Annotated in this window: 13 protein-coding genes; 5 read left to right on the top strand and 8 right to left on the bottom strand. The window is 37.1% G+C overall.

The features are described from left to right. Positions 1-49 precede the first annotated feature (49 nt). From RIV7116_RS30880 to RIV7116_RS30865, 4 genes are all read left to right on the top strand, one after another. On the top strand, positions 50-388 hold the full coding sequence (locus RIV7116_RS30880) for a DUF6464 family protein (RefSeq protein WP_157229359.1): 339 nt from the start codon (positions 50-52) through the stop codon (positions 386-388). 131 nt (positions 389-519) lie between these two features. Continuing rightward, the gene (locus RIV7116_RS30875; RefSeq protein WP_015122272.1) at positions 520-1,848 is read left to right on the top strand and encodes an SWIM zinc finger family protein; all 1,329 of its coding nucleotides are present in this window, start codon (positions 520-522) and stop codon (positions 1,846-1,848) included. Between the two features lie 195 nt (positions 1,849-2,043). Beyond that, complete coding sequence (locus RIV7116_RS30870; protein WP_015122271.1) at positions 2,044-3,570, top strand: DUF5691 domain-containing protein; 1,527 nt, start codon at positions 2,044-2,046, stop codon at positions 3,568-3,570. A 59-nt stretch (positions 3,571-3,629) separates the two neighbouring features. After that, entirely contained in the window at positions 3,630-4,775 is a 1,146-nt protein-coding gene (locus RIV7116_RS30865) for an AAA family ATPase (RefSeq protein WP_015122270.1), read from the top strand. A gap of 346 nt (positions 4,776-5,121) precedes the next feature. Here RIV7116_RS30865 and RIV7116_RS30860 read toward each other — a convergent pair whose 3' ends face one another. After that, entirely contained in the window at positions 5,122-5,664 is a 543-nt protein-coding gene (locus RIV7116_RS30860) for a hypothetical protein (protein WP_015122269.1), read from the bottom strand. A gap of 372 nt (positions 5,665-6,036) precedes the next feature. Between RIV7116_RS30860 and RIV7116_RS30855 the strand changes: the two genes are divergently transcribed. Further along, the gene (locus RIV7116_RS30855; RefSeq protein ID WP_015122268.1) at positions 6,037-6,585 is read left to right on the top strand and encodes a Uma2 family endonuclease; all 549 of its coding nucleotides are present in this window, start codon (positions 6,037-6,039) and stop codon (positions 6,583-6,585) included. A 48-nt stretch (positions 6,586-6,633) separates the two neighbouring features. Here RIV7116_RS30855 and RIV7116_RS30850 read toward each other — a convergent pair whose 3' ends face one another. The 7 genes from RIV7116_RS30850 to nifV all read right to left on the bottom strand — a co-directional run bounded on the left by RIV7116_RS30850 (position 6,634) and on the right by nifV (position 15,707). Then, the gene (locus RIV7116_RS30850; RefSeq protein WP_015122267.1) at positions 6,634-7,863 is read right to left on the bottom strand and encodes an MFS transporter; all 1,230 of its coding nucleotides are present in this window, start codon (positions 7,861-7,863) and stop codon (positions 6,634-6,636) included. Between the two features lie 151 nt (positions 7,864-8,014). Continuing rightward, positions 8,015-10,528, bottom strand: a complete 2,514-nt coding sequence (locus tag RIV7116_RS30845; RefSeq protein WP_232435743.1) for a TonB-dependent receptor domain-containing protein — start codon at positions 10,526-10,528, stop codon at positions 8,015-8,017. 288 nt (positions 10,529-10,816) lie between these two features. Further along, entirely contained in the window at positions 10,817-13,045 is a 2,229-nt protein-coding gene (locus RIV7116_RS30840) for a TonB-dependent receptor (protein ID WP_015122265.1), read from the bottom strand. Between the two features lie 355 nt (positions 13,046-13,400). Then, positions 13,401-13,937 (bottom strand): (2Fe-2S) ferredoxin domain-containing protein, encoded by a 537-nt coding sequence (locus RIV7116_RS30835; RefSeq protein ID WP_015122263.1) that lies wholly within the window; start codon positions 13,935-13,937, stop codon positions 13,401-13,403. 172 nt (positions 13,938-14,109) lie between these two features. Then, on the bottom strand, positions 14,110-14,313 hold the full coding sequence (gene nifT / locus RIV7116_RS30830; RefSeq protein WP_015122262.1) for a putative nitrogen fixation protein NifT: 204 nt from the start codon (positions 14,311-14,313) through the stop codon (positions 14,110-14,112). Next, a complete protein-coding gene (locus RIV7116_RS30825; protein WP_015122261.1) occupies positions 14,294-14,581 on the bottom strand; it encodes a nitrogen fixation protein NifZ in 288 nt (95 codons plus the stop codon). The genes nifT and RIV7116_RS30825 overlap by 20 nt, the downstream gene beginning before the upstream one ends. Further along, entirely contained in the window at positions 14,568-15,707 is a 1,140-nt protein-coding gene (gene nifV, locus RIV7116_RS30820) for a homocitrate synthase (RefSeq protein WP_015122260.1), read from the bottom strand. Before nifV ends, RIV7116_RS30825 begins: the two co-directional genes overlap by 14 nt. Positions 15,708-15,871 lie beyond the last annotated feature (164 nt).

Raw genomic sequence — 15,871 nt, 5'->3', positions numbered from 1 at the left:
CAATGCTCAATGTTTACGTCAATTCACTCATTCGGAGGTGAAAAATAACGTGTTGAAGACACTGCTGGTAATTGCCATTGGTTTCTTACCGTCTCTATTTTCCCTATGGTTAATGCGTAAAAATAAGGCTAGAACGCGCGCGCTGTTGCGACGGGCTGCGGTTACAAGTTTTCCCAGACAGCCAAGAAGCCAAAATCAGCATCATAGAATAGATAATCAAGACAGGTACTATTTGGAAGGAGTTGGTTATCTTGTTGGTGATATTAGCTGTGAATATAATGCTCGTTCCGGTTATATCAGATGCGCCGTTAATCCGAGTGGTCCCTGCGACGGTTGCCGTTTTTATCAAGAAAGAAATGTTGTTGCTCGTACAAAGCATCATATTTAATTGAAAGGAATGCCTTTCCTAAAGAAGTATCGCGGTACATCAGAACTGACAGTTTTTAAGAGCGAAAATGTCAAGTACAATTGGTTGGGATTTATATTCCATTCTAATTTTTGTTAATTGCGATTTTTTTAATGTCTGCAACTTGGACGCAGGAACAAATTTTGGCTTTAGCACCAGATGCAAGTTCTGCTAAGAATGGTAGAGCTTTAGCGACTTCTCGTAAGTGGTCCTCATTAGGTTGCAATGAAAAAGCTGCTTGGGGTGATTGTCAAGGAAGCGGTAAAAATCCTTATCGGACTCAAATTGATTTAACCGAACCTGCTTTTAAATGTAGTTGTCCCAGTCGGAAGTTTCCGTGTAAGCACGGCATCGCTTTGTTTCTTTTACTGGCAAACGAGAAACAATTATTCGCTCAAGATTCACCTCCCGAGTGGGTTGATGATTGGCTGCAAGCCCGCAGTACGCGAAAAACTAAAAAAGAAGAAAAAGTCAAAGCAGAAGAAAAAGTCAATCGAGAAGCAAATCCCCAAGCGCAAGTCAAACGCGCCCAGAAGCGTTTAAATAAAGTTACTGCGGGGATGCAGGATTTAGAAGTATGGCTGCGAGATTTGATAAGTAACGGTTTAGCAGCAGCCCAGGAGAAACCCTACAGCTTTTGGGATGAATCAGCAGCACGGTTGGTAGACGCACAGGCTCCAGGTGTCGCTCGCTTGGTAAAGGATATGGGGAGTATTGCTCATTCTGGTGCGGGATGGCAAGAAAGATTACTATCGCAATTAGGCAGGGTATATCTTTTAATTGCAGCTTTCAAACACTTAGAAACTTTAACTGTTCCGGTACAAACTGATATTCGTACTCAAATTGGTTTTTCCCAGAATCAACAAGAATTATCAACGCAGCAAGGAGTAAGTGATTTATGGCTTATTTTAGGGCAAAGTTTAGCAGCAGAAGACCGTTTAAAAATACAGCGTACTTGGCTTTGGGGTAAAGCAACGCAACAAAAAGCATTAATTCTTAACTTTGCTCACGGCAGTCAGCCATTAGACACTAGTCTTGTACCAGGAAGTTGCATAAATGCAGAATTAGTATTTTTCGAGAGTGCTTTTCCTTTAAGAGCCATCATCAAAACTCGGCAAGACGAAGCAACTCAAATGGATGCAATGCCGGGATATAGTAATATCTCAAATATGATACAAGAATATTCTCAAGCCCTTGCTTATAATCCTTGGATAGAACAATTTCCTGCCCCAACGCGGGGAGTAATTCCAATAAAACAAAATAATAACTGGTTTGTACGCGATGAAGACAACCGATTGCTTCCTTTGAAATCAAGATTTAAAAATAATTGGCAGTTATTAGCGCTGAGTGGGGGGTATCCACTAGATATATTTGGTGAATGGGATGGGGAATGCTTTTTACCTTTAAGTGTGTGGGTAGATAATCGGTTTGTTAATTGTTAATTGGGAATTGGGTATTGGGCATGGGGCATTGTTAAAACTTATTTCTCGTTACCATGCTTTGCCTGGTAATGATGTATCGGAGGCTCTGCCTCCTTTGTAAACGAGGCAGAGCCTCTGAAAATGCATTCCGAGCCGGAGTCTCGGAACGAGAAAGACTTAACGAATTATTTAATAAATAAAACCAGATTTATATAAATGAATATTTGGCAAGATTTAGTAAAAACGGCAGTTGTTGGTACTCAAAGACTGGAATTAAAAATTACGACACAAGATAATCAACTGGGTGAAGTTTTAAATCATCTTGATACTAAGGATAAGGAAGGTTGTTTGCTTAGTGCGGCTGGAACAATTTATTTTTATCAAAAAGCTGGTAAATTCATTGCGATTGATAATAACAAAACCATAGAAACTTGCGATTTAGATGATTTACCATATTGCAGTCATGCTTCAGAACAACATTTAGGAATAATGTTAAGTGGAGAATACGGTGCAATTTTGCCGGAGTGGTTAAAATTATTGGCAGATACCAAAAAAAATGTTTCTCCTAAATATTTACCAGAATTATTGACGTTAGGAAGCAGACAGAATAATTTACGAAAATATATCTTACCAGTTCTGGGTAAACGGGGAATATGGTTGGCAACGCAAAATCCAGAATGGAACTATGTAAGTAGTGAAGATAAAGAGAAAATTTGGAAAAACGGTAGTTTGGAAGCTAGAAAAAATGTATTGCATGAATTGCGTCAATCCGAAGCAGAAACAGGGCTATCCCAGTTGCAAAGTATTTGGACTAAGGAAAGAGCGCAAGAAAGAGCAAGTCTACTAGAAGTATTAGAAATTGGTTTGAGCGTTGAGGATGAGAAGTTTTTAGAGGATGCTCTTGAAGATAGAAGTAAGTTAGTGCGAGATGTGGCAGCGCGATTGCTCGCACAAATCCCAGAATCAAAGCTTGTAAACAGAATGGTAGAAAGAGTGCGTCCTTTATTAAGTTTGGATAGAAACGGAATAGAGGTGGTATTACCAAAAAAATGTACTTTGGAAATGACTCAAGACGGTATAGATGAATCAAAATATATACCTTCGTTAGGAGAGAAAGCAAGTTTACTATTACAAATGCTTAGTTTTGTACCGCCAAGTATATGGAGTAATGATTGGCAAAAGACTCCTGACGAATTAATAAAAATTGTCGAAAATAGTAAATGGGAAAAAGTATTTTTAGAAGCTTGGATAACGGCTACGATTAGAAGTAAAGATACGGTATGGGCTGAAGCTTTACTCAAAGCCTGTCCAAAATTATCTAAAAATTTGACTAACAGTGACGGCTCGATTAAATATTTATTTAAAGTAATTCCTGAATCTCAAATTCAAAGTTTGATTTTAGAGGTTTTGCAGCAGCATCCTGATAATATTTTTAGTTCCGCGAATCCAGCTTTTATATTATTGGTTAACACTCCTTACATCTGGGATGAGCAAATTAGTCAAACTGCAATATCAAGTATTAAAAGCTGCATTGAAAGCAATAATAAAGTTAATAATTGGCAGTTGAGTTCAGCTTTAGCAACTTTTTCCTCAAAAATATCACCTTCGGTTTATAGTCAAGCTGTTAACTATTTGAATTTTGCAGCATCTGAAAATATTCATAAAACTCTAATTGATGCGGTTGATAGATTTTTAACCAAATTGCAGTTTAGATATGAGATGAGACAAGCACTATTAGTGTAGTCTCCAGATTTTTGATTAGAAAACAAGTAAATTATAGATTAAAAATTAGAAGGGGAAATATGGCTGAAAAAAATAAAACCGCAGAGGCACAGAGTACGCAGAGTAAGAAAGAAAAGGTAAGCAAAGAAACAAGTTTGCTTAGGGAACATGCCGAACATCAGTTTGCCCAAGAGTTAGAAGAATTAGGAAAAGTTGATAAGCGTCAACGCCCGCCAAATTGGAAATTATCACCTTGGGCTGTAATGACTTATTTGATGGGTGGGAAGCTCGATAGCGGTTTTGAAGTGTCGCCAAAATATATCGGCGATCGCAGAGTTATAGAGATTGCGATCGCGACTTTGACAACTGACAGGGGTTTGCTGTTAATTGGTGTTCCCGGTACTGCAAAATCATGGGTTTCCGAACATTTAGCCGCAGCGATTTCGGGAGATTCTAAGTTATTAATTCAAGGTACTGCGGGCACCAGTGAGGAAGCAATTCGCTATGGTTGGAATTACGCGAAATTACTGGCTGATGGTCCCTCGATGGGAGCATTGGTAGCAAGCCCATTGATGCGAGCGATGGAAGATGGAAAGGTGGCAAGGGTAGAAGAATTAACCCGCATCCCGGCAGACGTACAAGATACATTAATTACCATTTTATCCGAGAAAACACTGCCAATTCCCGAATTAGGGGAAGAAGTACAGGCTAATAAAGGTTTTAGCGTCATTGCCACAGCTAACGATAGAGATAAAGGAGTAAACGATTTATCCAGCGCTTTGAAAAGACGTTTTAATACAGTAGTTTTACCATTACCAAAGACAGTAGAAGAAGAAATCGAAATTGTTAAAAAGCGGGTAGAAAGTTTAGGAAAAGCATTAGAATTACCAGCAGAGCCGCCAGCTTTAGAAGAAATAAGAAGGATTGTTACGGTATTTCGGGAATTACGAAGTGGAATTACAGAAGATGGTAAAACTAAGATAAAATCTCCTACAAGTACATTAAGCACCGCAGAAGCAATATCGGTGGTTAATAGCGGAATGGCATTAGCAGCGCATTTCGGAGACGGCAGTTTAAGCGCTTCAGATGTTGCTTCGGGAATAATTGGAGCAGTGATAAAAGATCCAGTGCAGGATAAAGTTGTGTGGAAAGAATATTTAGAAACTGTGGTGAAAGAAAGAGACGATTGGAAAGATTTGTATCGAGCTTGTAGGGAAGTGAGTTAGTAGTTAGTAGTTAGTTGTAGAGTGTGTTACGGCGCGAGTGATTTTGATTTTCACTATAAATTTGATTGTGCCGTAACGCACCGTCGGGTATTCATAATTATATATGTTTTTAACGCAGAGGAGCGCAAAGGTAAACGCGGAGGTACGCTGAGTTTTTTTATTATTACTTTTAATTATTCTTGTATTGCAAAATAACTAATATTAAAGATTTTGAAAATATTGCTAATCTATAATTAGAAAATTGGTTGGAATAATTTTCGTAATCATTAACTAAAGTCAAAAAAACAAAAAACCCAACATCGAAAATGCCGGGTTCCCTTCATAAACATAATTTAAAAGTTCTAAACTACTGTCTAGCTGTTGCAAGTAACCGCTGTCTAACTAAAAACTCAAGCTGATACAAGTAAGCTGCAACAATTATTTGTAAAATTGTAAAGCGAGCGGAAGGTAAAGAAAAACTGTATGAAGATAAATCTTGACTCAAAATAGATAATAAATTGAGCGAGTTAGAGTGTGTGGTAAAGATTCCTAAGAAAAACAGCACGAAGACTGAAGATAATACATAGCTTCCCCAGCCAAAAACTGCTTCCCACCAGCTAAAAATACTTGGAAACCATCCTGCTCGTAATTCATCTTCGGGAAATCTACTCTCTGGGAAAAACACATCTAGGAAGGTATGTAACCAATTATGTAAAAATGCTATTGTCACTATTGGAAATGCAAATAATAAAAACAAGAATGCTCCTATTAACCAAGGTGCTGAATCCATCAATATTTTGATAATATCTACGGCATAATCCATTAAGTAGTCTATGCCAATCATTAGTAAAATTAAAGCTACAGCATTAAACCAGGAACGAACATTCGGAAGCCAATATGGTAAACGCATATATTGATGGGGTATTTGAGTAAGTTTTGCATTGATAATTGTCAGGCGATTTACATATGGTAATACATTGAATTATGTATGACAGCTTTTTAGCTTGATGGTTTATAAATCTTTGAATTTTGATGAGTAATTTTATACTTCATAGATTTATGCTTATGTAATGCTTATTCGCTTCCTGAATAAATTGGAGATAGCTGTTTTAAAGTCACTCTGTTGTCAGCAAGATTATTGAAGGAAAAAACCGCAGAGACGCAAAGTACGCAGAGGGAAGAAGTATAGAGAGATAATTAATATAACAGCATAAAGGGAGTAATTTTATTAGAATAGATATGTTTAATTTTTATCATTTCAAGTCAAAATAATTGTAAAATAATGACTCAAACTACAACAAAAACTATATATTCATTTGAAGAATATCTTACCTACGATGACGGTACAGATAACCGCTACGAATTGATTGATGGAAAACTTGAGTTAATGAATCCTCCAACTTTTAGACATCTACTAATATCGAAATTTATCGAAAAAAACTTTGATGAACAAATTAAAAATCAAAAGTTACCTTGGATGTGTTTTAGAGAAGCGGGAATTAGAACTGGTTGGAGAAAATCGCGTTTATCTGATGTTTATGTTGTAACATCAGAACAGGTTATGGAATTCTTGGATGAATCTGCTGTATGTCAGTCTCCGCCTTTAGTTGTTGTAGAAGTAGTTAGCCCCGAATCGGTAAAGCGTGACTATCGTTATAAACGTTCTGAATATGCTGCTTTAGAAATACCTGAATACTGGATTGTAGATCCAATTGAATCAAACATTACGGTTTTATTATGGGAAGAAGGTTTATACGAAGATACAGAATTTACTGGAAATAAAAAAATTGTTTCTCGTACTTTTCCCGAATTAGATTTAACCGTAGAGTAAGTTTTAGCAGCAGGGAATATTAAATAGATTCAACATAAAAAATTAAAGTTATCTAGCTTCAACAGCTACTCTACGAAAGAATTGAAAAATTACTAATACGCTTAATATAGATACCGCAGCACTGATAATAAACATACCTGTATATCCAGTAGCGCTGGCGATTGTACCACTAAGCATTGAAGCAGCAACTCCACCGATAGATACTACGGAAACTTGTAGCGTATAATCAGTCGCGGCTGTATGGCGATAAGCAGAGCTTGACACCTCCGGTGTAACGCATTTATCCATCATGGCGCTGAGTAAAGCTGTGTATGCCATACCTTGCAATGCATTGACGGTAATCGTTACTGCGTACAAGATAGGTAAATTACTGACACCGCTTGCAGGTATTATATACAAAAGCGTTGCAATACTGGCTGCCAATCCAAATAAAATTAACGAATTTATTCTTCCTAATTTAGTAATCAAAACTCCTGCAATTAAAGCGCTGATAATACGAACGCTATAGCTAAAAATTCCTAACATTACGCCAATTTCTGACAGCGATAATCCTCTATCTACAAAAAGCGGACGCAACATTGTACCAGACATCATTTCTCCTCCCATATATAGCACTAAAACTAAAAGCCAAGGTAATGCTTTGGGACGAGATAAAAAATTAATAAAAGGTTGAAAATAAGATTTAAAAAAGTTTGATTTTTTTGGTTTGCGATTTACTACTTCTGAATATAAAAGTACGGGAATTAAAGTTATTAACATAACCAAAGAGATGATGATTAAACTGTATTTCCAACCGACTCTATCCAATAAAATCAATACTCCACCACCACCAATAATTGCACCAAAAATATTTCCTCCTGATTGAATTGCGTTACCAATTCCGCGTTCGTTTGGTTCGAGTAAATTAACTGCTATAGCATCTGTGGCAATATCTTGACTGGAGGAAAACAAAAAAGCGCAGAACATACAAATAATTAAGGTATTGAAGTTATTTTCAATATCAATAAATGCACATCCAAATGTGACAATTGCTAACAATATTTGGAATACAATAATCCAGCCGCGATAATGTCCCAACTTGGGTATACGGTAACGATCTATAAATGGGGACCAAAGAAATTTTAAAGCTGAAGGAAGAATCAGAAAACTCAAAAAACCGATAGCATCCAGCGACATATTTTGTTGCCGCATAAAAATAGGTACGGTTTGAATAAAAAAGGTTGTAGGTATGAATTGAGCGGTATAAAGTGCAGCTAGAAGGATTAGTTTAGAAAGCATAAATTATCATTTATCAAGATTTAGCTGTAGCTCGTTCCCAGTCTCCGGCTGGGAATCCTCAACTTGAGGCTCTGCCTCTATTTGAGCTACCTGGAGCCAGAGCCTCCGTGTATGGGTTCCCAGCCAGAGACTGGGAACCAGATAATTAAAATCACAATGTCGCTTTAAATTGAACTCCGTATGTAACCGGATCTCCAAATCCTGCGGTACCGTCTGGTACTGGGAATAAGAAACCAGAGGTAATATAGCGAGTATCAAACAAGTTATTTGCATATAAATAAATGCCATATTTATCGGCTTCGTAACCGATACGAGCATTTACAAGTACATAAGGTTCTTGCTTGATTTGATTTTCGTCATCAAAATAAGTAATACCATAACCCGTCAATCCCGCACGAGCATATAAACCTCCTTGGCTGCGATATTGTGCGGCTAAATTATAAGTAAATTGCGGTACAAAAGGAACTTGATTGTCGCTTAAATCCACTCCGGTATCTGAGTTTAAATAGTTTTTGTATTCACTATCTACATAACCAACTGATGCAATTAAATCTAATCCTTTAGCTGGTTTTGCTTTTAATTCAAATTCAACTCCAGTGGCTCTTAAATCGATGTTGCTAACACTTCCAAAAAATCCACTTTCGTCAAATTGCAATACTTGATAGTCATTTACATCGTTATGAAATACTGACAAGTTAGCAATCAAACGATTATTCAACCAAGAAGATTTTAAACCAGCTTCGTAACTCCAGGTTTTTTCTTCTCCAAATATCAATGTATCTTCAGTATCAGCACGGTAATTCAATCCACCAGGTCTATAACCTTTCGCTATAGTTGTATAAGCCAATAAATTGGAATTAAGTTGATATTTCAAACCAAAGCGAGGAATCAATTCATCGTTACTGACTTCTTCATCGAATTCTGGACGACTTGGAGTAAAAGCACCACCAAAAGGTGCGGATTCAGAAGTACTCCTTGAAGATGCATCGGAAGTTTCGTAACGCAAACCAGCAAATACGGTTAATGGTTCGATAGGTTTGTAATCAACTTGTCCAAATACGGCATAAGTTGTCCGAGAATCGTCTCCGAAACGGCGAAATCTCCCAAATCCGGGGAATTCGCTTTGAGCGTCATCAACTGTAAAGTCGCGAGATTCGTAGTAACCACCTAATAACCATTGCAAACGCTCGGCTGTTTCCGGAGATTGGAAGCGTAATTCCTGCGTCCATGTTGTTGAATTAACATCATCAATAATCTGTAATCCTCCGCCATTTCCAGGAACAACGTTTTCCTGACGGCTATAACGACGGGCTGTAATTGAAGTTGCTCGGAAACCCTCACCGTTATAACCAACTTTTACAGCTTGAGTATTTGTACTAAGCTTATTAAAACCTTCAGTCTCTAAATTAACCTCAAAAGGGTCTTCAGGATTAAGTGTGTTATAAGTCGGATTGCCATCATCCGTAAAGCTATTGTAGCTATTAAAAGATACAGTCCAATCTAAGTTAGGTGTCCATAACAATTGCCCTCTGCCTGCAAATCGCGCTCTTTCACCTATTTTTTCACCTGTAGCAAGATTTTCAATAAATCCATCTTGCCCCCTATAAGCTCCAGCGATTCGCAAGGCTAATTTATCCTCAACCAAACCATCGTTAATAGAAAATTGCACCTCCCTCTGGTTAAATCTACCGTAAGCAAAACCCAAGGTGACTTCTGGTTCAAAAGTTGCTTGACGAGAAATTACATTAACTACACCAGCCGAACTATTTTTACCGTAAAGAGTACTTTGAGGTCCGCTTAGTACTTCTATCCTTTCCAAATCGGTAAAAGCCAAGTCTAGAAAGCCGTTATAATCAACCGGAACATCATCTATATAGAAGGCTACACTATCTTGAGCGGTAAGAAAATTAGCATTGTTAATTCCCCGCAGACTGTAGTTACTAAATTCAGTACCACCACCAGATGTGGGAGCAAAGCTAAAGTTGGGGGTATATTCTGCAATATCTTGAAAAGAATCGATTCGAGCGTCTTCGATTTCTTGCTGTCGAATCACCGTCAAACTCAAAGGAATTTCTTGCTCCTCTTCGGGACGTTTTTGTGCTGTAACTGTAAGTTCGATATCCGCTCTGGGAGCAGCATCTAAGCTGAAAATTAATTTGCGATAGCCTGAAGCTATGTTTACAGTTGGAGCATTTTCCACTCCAGTTATTTGTACCTGTACTTTATCATCTAACTGCGTCACGGTTACTGAAGCAATCCCTTCTACAGGATTATTTTCTCTAAATCCGCCATCGGGTATCAATACCGCATTGGGAATATCTGCAATTAAAGTGTTACCTTCTATTCTTGTCGTCGGTGATAATAAATCTCCTTGGGGAGTTTCTAAAACGACTTCTAAACCAGTTTCTGTTTTTCGCAAACGTACACCACTTATCTGCACAATTGCAGGAGTTGTATTTTCCTGTGTCAGCAGATAAGAAGCGCTGGTTTTTGGAAATTGAATTTCACCTAATTGAAGAATATTTGAAGTTGATTTATCAGTTTTTTCTTCAACCGAAGCTTTATCTTTATCGATGTCTATCTTTGTCTGCTTTTCTGCTGCTAAAGCCGGTTGAGATAGCGCCAAATAAAATATACCTAATATTCCTGCGTACCAAAATTTCAACTTCAAAACATCCTCACACTACACTAAATAAATACATATATACAAAAAGAAATTGCAGCATTATTAACAATGCCACAATCTCTACTTAAAGTAATATTATTTACTTATTAAATACGGGTGTCAAACGACAGCTTGTCAAACAAGTATTTAATAATTAATTAGTAATTTATTTTATATTGTTTTTTAGGCTACAAATCATTTCAACCATTTTCAGCAATGGGATTTAATTGTTGTTAGCGCAGCGTGTCCGTCGGAACACAAAAAGTATGCAAGAATACAAAAATAAAGCTAGAATTTCGCTTTGAATTGTATACCATACATGGCGGGGTTTCCAAATTCTGCGGTTCCATCTGGTACGGGAAATATATATCCCGAAGTCAGGTAGCGAGTATCAAACAAGTTATTTGCATATAAATAAATACCATATTTTTCAGCTTCATAGCCAATACGAGCATTTACAAGAGCGTATGGTTCTTGCTTGATTGTATTATCATCATCAAAATAAGTTAGACCATAACCGCGCAATTCTGCACGTGCGTATAAACCTCCGTTAGTACGATATTGAGCGGCTAAATTATAGGTTAATTGCGGTAGAAAAGGAACTTGATTATCGCTCAAATCTATACCAGTTTCAGTATTTATATAGTTGTCGTATTTACCGTCTGCATAACCAATTGATGCGATTAAATCAAGTCCTGGTGCTGGTTTTGCTTGCAGTTCAAATTGGACTCCAGTAGCTTTTAAACCGATATTATTTATATCACCTAATACTCCGTTTTCATCAAACTGCAATACTTGATAGTCATTGATATCTTTGTGGAAGAATGACAATCCAGCAAGCAAATAACCATTCAGCCAAATTGATTGTAAACCTACTACGTAACTCCAGGTTTTTTCTTCTTGAAATTCTAAGGTATCTTCTGTATCGGCACCATAATTTAATCCACCCGGTTTATAACCTTTGGAAATATTAGCGTATCCGATTAAGTTAGGACTGAATTGATATTTCAAACCGAAGCTGGGAATCAATTCATTATCGCTGAGTTTTGCATCTTCAACATCTGGACGAATTGGACTCAAACTACCGTCAGAATTGACTAGATCGTAACTACTATCCAAAGATACATTGCTAGATTCGTATCGCAAACCAGCAGATAGGGTTAATGGCTCGATAGGTTTGTAATCTACTTGCCCAAATACCGCATAGGTTTGGCGAGAATCGTCCCCGAATCGTCGAACTTTTGGCAATCGAGGAATGTCAACTCTAGCATCGTCAACTGTATAATCTTGAGACTCGTAGTAAGCACCTAATAACCATTGGAAATTATCAGCAGTTTCGGGAGATTGCAAGCGTAATTCCTGCGTCCATAATTTTAAGCTCAAATCATCAATAGTCTGCGTGGCTCCCCTACTTGAGGGAAAAATAAATTCTTGCTGGCTAAAACGACGGGCTGTAATTGATGTTGCTCGAAAACCTTTACCCTGATAACCAACTTTCAAAGCTTGAGTATTTGTGTTGTACTTGTTGTAACCTTCTGTATCTAAATCAACCTCGAATGGTTCGGAAGAATTAAGTTTATTGAAAGGGGGATTGCCGTCGTTTATAAAGCTGTTGTAGCTATTAAAAGATATTTTCCAATCTGATGTAGGTGTCCATAAAAGTTGTCCTCGGGCTGCAAATTGCGCTTTTTCGCCTATTTTGTCATCTGTAGCGATATTTTCAATAAATCCGTCTCGCCCTTTGTAAACTCCAGCAATTCGTAAAGCTAGTTTATCTTCAATCAAAGCATCATTGAGAGAAAATTGCAGCTCCCGGCTATTATAACTACCATAACTTGCGCCAAATAGGACTTCCGGTTCTGAACTTGCTTGACGAGAAATAGCGTTAACTACGCCAGCAGAACTATTTTTACCAACTACACTACTTTGAGGGATTCTCGATACTTGTATTCTGTCCAATTCAGTAGAAGAGAGAATAAAGAGGTTGTTATAGTCAACTGGAATATCATCTATATAAAAGGCTACTCTGTCTTGAGGGGTAAGAAATTTAGGGTTAATCAATCCCTGCATAACAATGTGATTACCTAATTCATTACCCCGCTCGTACTTCGGCGAATAGTTATATTTAGCGAGTTTTTTAGCAATATTTTCTAAATACTTAATTAAAATCTCTTTGATTTCCTCATCGGAAATCAAGGTTGAATTTAAAGGTAAATATTGCAACTCTTGAGGTAGTATTTGTGCCGTAACGGTAGGTTCAATGTCTGCTTCGGTGATGAAATCTAAGTTAAATAAATTACTATTACTGTCTGCGAACGGTTCGCTTAGTGCTGCTTCTAAATCAGTGATACCTACTTGAGAAGCATTTGAACTTAATTTATCAGTTTTCGTAGAAACTAAATTTTCTTGTAGATCGAGATTAATTTGTTTATCTGTAAGATTCTCTTGAGCAAAACTAGGTTGAGCTAGTACGAAACAAAATACACTTGTGACGAGTGTGTAAAAAAACTGTTTCATATTCAGATTACTAATTTTTATTACTAAAGAGACTATAGTCCCATGTCATACATTTTTTAGTAGCTAATAATATTCATAGGACTTACGATATTGTTATAATTGCTTATTTTCGGTTAGCATTGTTCTATGAGTGCATATACTGAATTTCAATTGAGTACCATACATTCCGTCACCTCACCCCTGCATTACCCGAAGGGCGAGGTGAGTTCATATTTGTATTGCACTGAAGTGAGAAAACTACTAACATTACACATATTTTAATTATGTTTAAAAACTGATAAAGACGTTGCATTGCAACGCCTCTATATTAGTTATTGATTTTTTCAGAAAATTTTAGATCGAACTTAGTCTAGATTTAGTCTAAATGATTTTCTAACATCTTAGCAATTGCTTCTGGTTGAATCTTTCTATATTCTTTTTTACCTAATTTCAATACGCAATTGGAGGAGCTGCAACATTTCAGACAGCCAGTATGCTCGATGGCAACTTTGTCATAAAGTCCTCTTTCGCGCAAAATCTTTTCTAATTCAGGTAATACGTTTTGACTATTTCTTTTACGACAACCAGATTTTTTACAGACTAAAATCTTGGGTTTACTTTTAGTTTCTATATTTTGTTTGGGACAAGTTCCAATCGGTTTTATCCCATAAACTTTTAATTTAGTTTTTCCCGTGCGTAAATTTAACTTGTTTACTCCAAAAACATTAATTTGGTTTCCAGGATTTAAAAAAGAAACGGCAGATTCTCGTAAAATTTTTGGCAGCTTGAGCTTAATTTCTCCGTTATAAGTTATCAATTTTAAATACTTAGGTTTTTTGAGGTTGTCACCTTCAAAACCAATAAATTCACCCTTCAAGTTAAATTCTGATAAAGTCCTGTAATTATTAACCATTTCTGTTTTTGATTTTGAATTTTAATTAGTCAGGATTTACAGTCTTTAAAAGATTCCCTTCCTTGCTGAAAATATTTTTTAACCCACAAAAAAATTAGGAGTATGGGAATTAGAAGTCATTATAAAAAACTCAGATTCCCTAATCTCCTTGTCTTAAAAAAAAGATTGTAAGTTATGAAAGTCTTTTTGCTTCAACAGTTTTGGGTAAATCTTGCGTACTTGGCATATCGGGAAATTCTAATTCCCAACCATTTGCTAAAGTCAAAACTTTCCCAGCTTCCCCATCTGCTTGCTTGACGACTTCTTCTTCTAAATCTTTTTTCGGCACATATACCACTAAAGTACCCGCACCGTTTTTACGTAGCATTACTTTCATGTTGATCCCCTCTTTCTATAAGTTCTAATTCTTCTTTACGGCAACCTATAACAATATCCTTATCCATAAAACGGATTGCATAAATATAAGCTCTCTGTAAATATGTGCCTATACTTATGACATAACCGACTTCTCCGACATTGATTAAAACTTCTCCTAATTTTTTACCCGGATAAGTACCGTCGTTTTTAATTAGGCTGGTAATTCTGACTTTATCGCCAAGTTCATATATTGGTGGTAAGTCAAGTTCTAATTCATCTGATGGCATGGGAATATCTACCCTGTTGTACTAAATCTAATACCTCCTGAGTAGTAAGGCTGCGTTTTTTCTGTACCGACTCTTGACGTACTGCTTCTAAAACAGATTTGGTTTCCTCTGAGTTAAGCTTGATGCCGTTTTCTTCTAAAACTTGAGTTACCGCATGTCTTCCAGAATGCTTACCTACTACTACACGTCTTTCCCAACCAACTTCTTCAGGGCTGAATGGCTCATAAGTCATTGGGTTTTGTAGTACGCTATGAGCGTGGATACCAGATTCGTGTGCAAAAGTATTTTCGCCAACAATTGCTTTCCAAGGTGGTACGCTACAGCGAGACGCATCTGCTACCAGCCTAGATAAATCGAGCAATTTCGTAGTATCAACACCTACATCTAAGCCATAAATGCGCTTCAAAGCCATAACGACTTCTTCTAAAGCTGCATTTCCAGCCCTTTCACCTAAGCCATTTACCGTTGTATTCGCAGTTAAACACCCTGCTTCTATACCAGCAAGGGCGTTAGCTGTTGCTAAACCAAAATCATTATGAGTATGGATTTCCACGGGAATCGAAAGCGATTCTACCAGTTTTTTAACTCGATGATAGGTTGCGAAAGGATCTAGAATTCCTACCGTATCGCAGAAGCGGAATCTTGAAGCACCCAACTCCTGAGCAAATAAAGCTACATCCAATAGGAAATTTTTATCAGCCCTAGAAGCATCTTCTCCACCGACTGAAACCCAAAGTCCATTATCTAAAGCGAAGTTAACGCTGTCTCTAAGTTGCTGTAGAGTAATTCGCCATTGCCCTTGAAACTTAGTGCTTATTTGAACCCCTGAAACAGGAATGCAAATATGTACGCGGTTCAATCCACAAGCTATTGAAGCTTTTATGTCTGAGATTACAGCGCGATTCCAAGCTAAAAGTTTGGCTTGCAAATTTAAGTTAGCAATTGCTTGGATTGCTCGGGTTTCTTCTTCACCCATTGCTGGAATACCGACTTCTATTTCATGTACTCCAACTGCATCAAGAAACTTCGCGATCGCAACTTTTTCTTCTAAATTGAAAGCAACACCCGCAGCTTGTTCGCCATCGCGTAATGTTGTGTCATTAATTAAGACAGGTGGTTGATTCATCTGTGAAAAATACCTCTATCGGTTTGTTTTAACTCCCCGCTCGTGATTGTGGTTTTAACTTAAAGTGAATATTAGTAAACAGCACTGGTAAGGAACGAATCATTTTGATAAATTATGAATTATGAGAAACCATGAATAAAATTATCACAATTTATATAATTCCA

This window comes from Rivularia sp. PCC 7116, from assembly GCF_000316665.1.
In the GTDB taxonomy this organism is placed as follows: Bacteria; Cyanobacteriota; Cyanobacteriia; order Cyanobacteriales; family Nostocaceae; genus Rivularia.
This window is presented reverse-complemented; position numbering and strand designations above follow the sequence as displayed.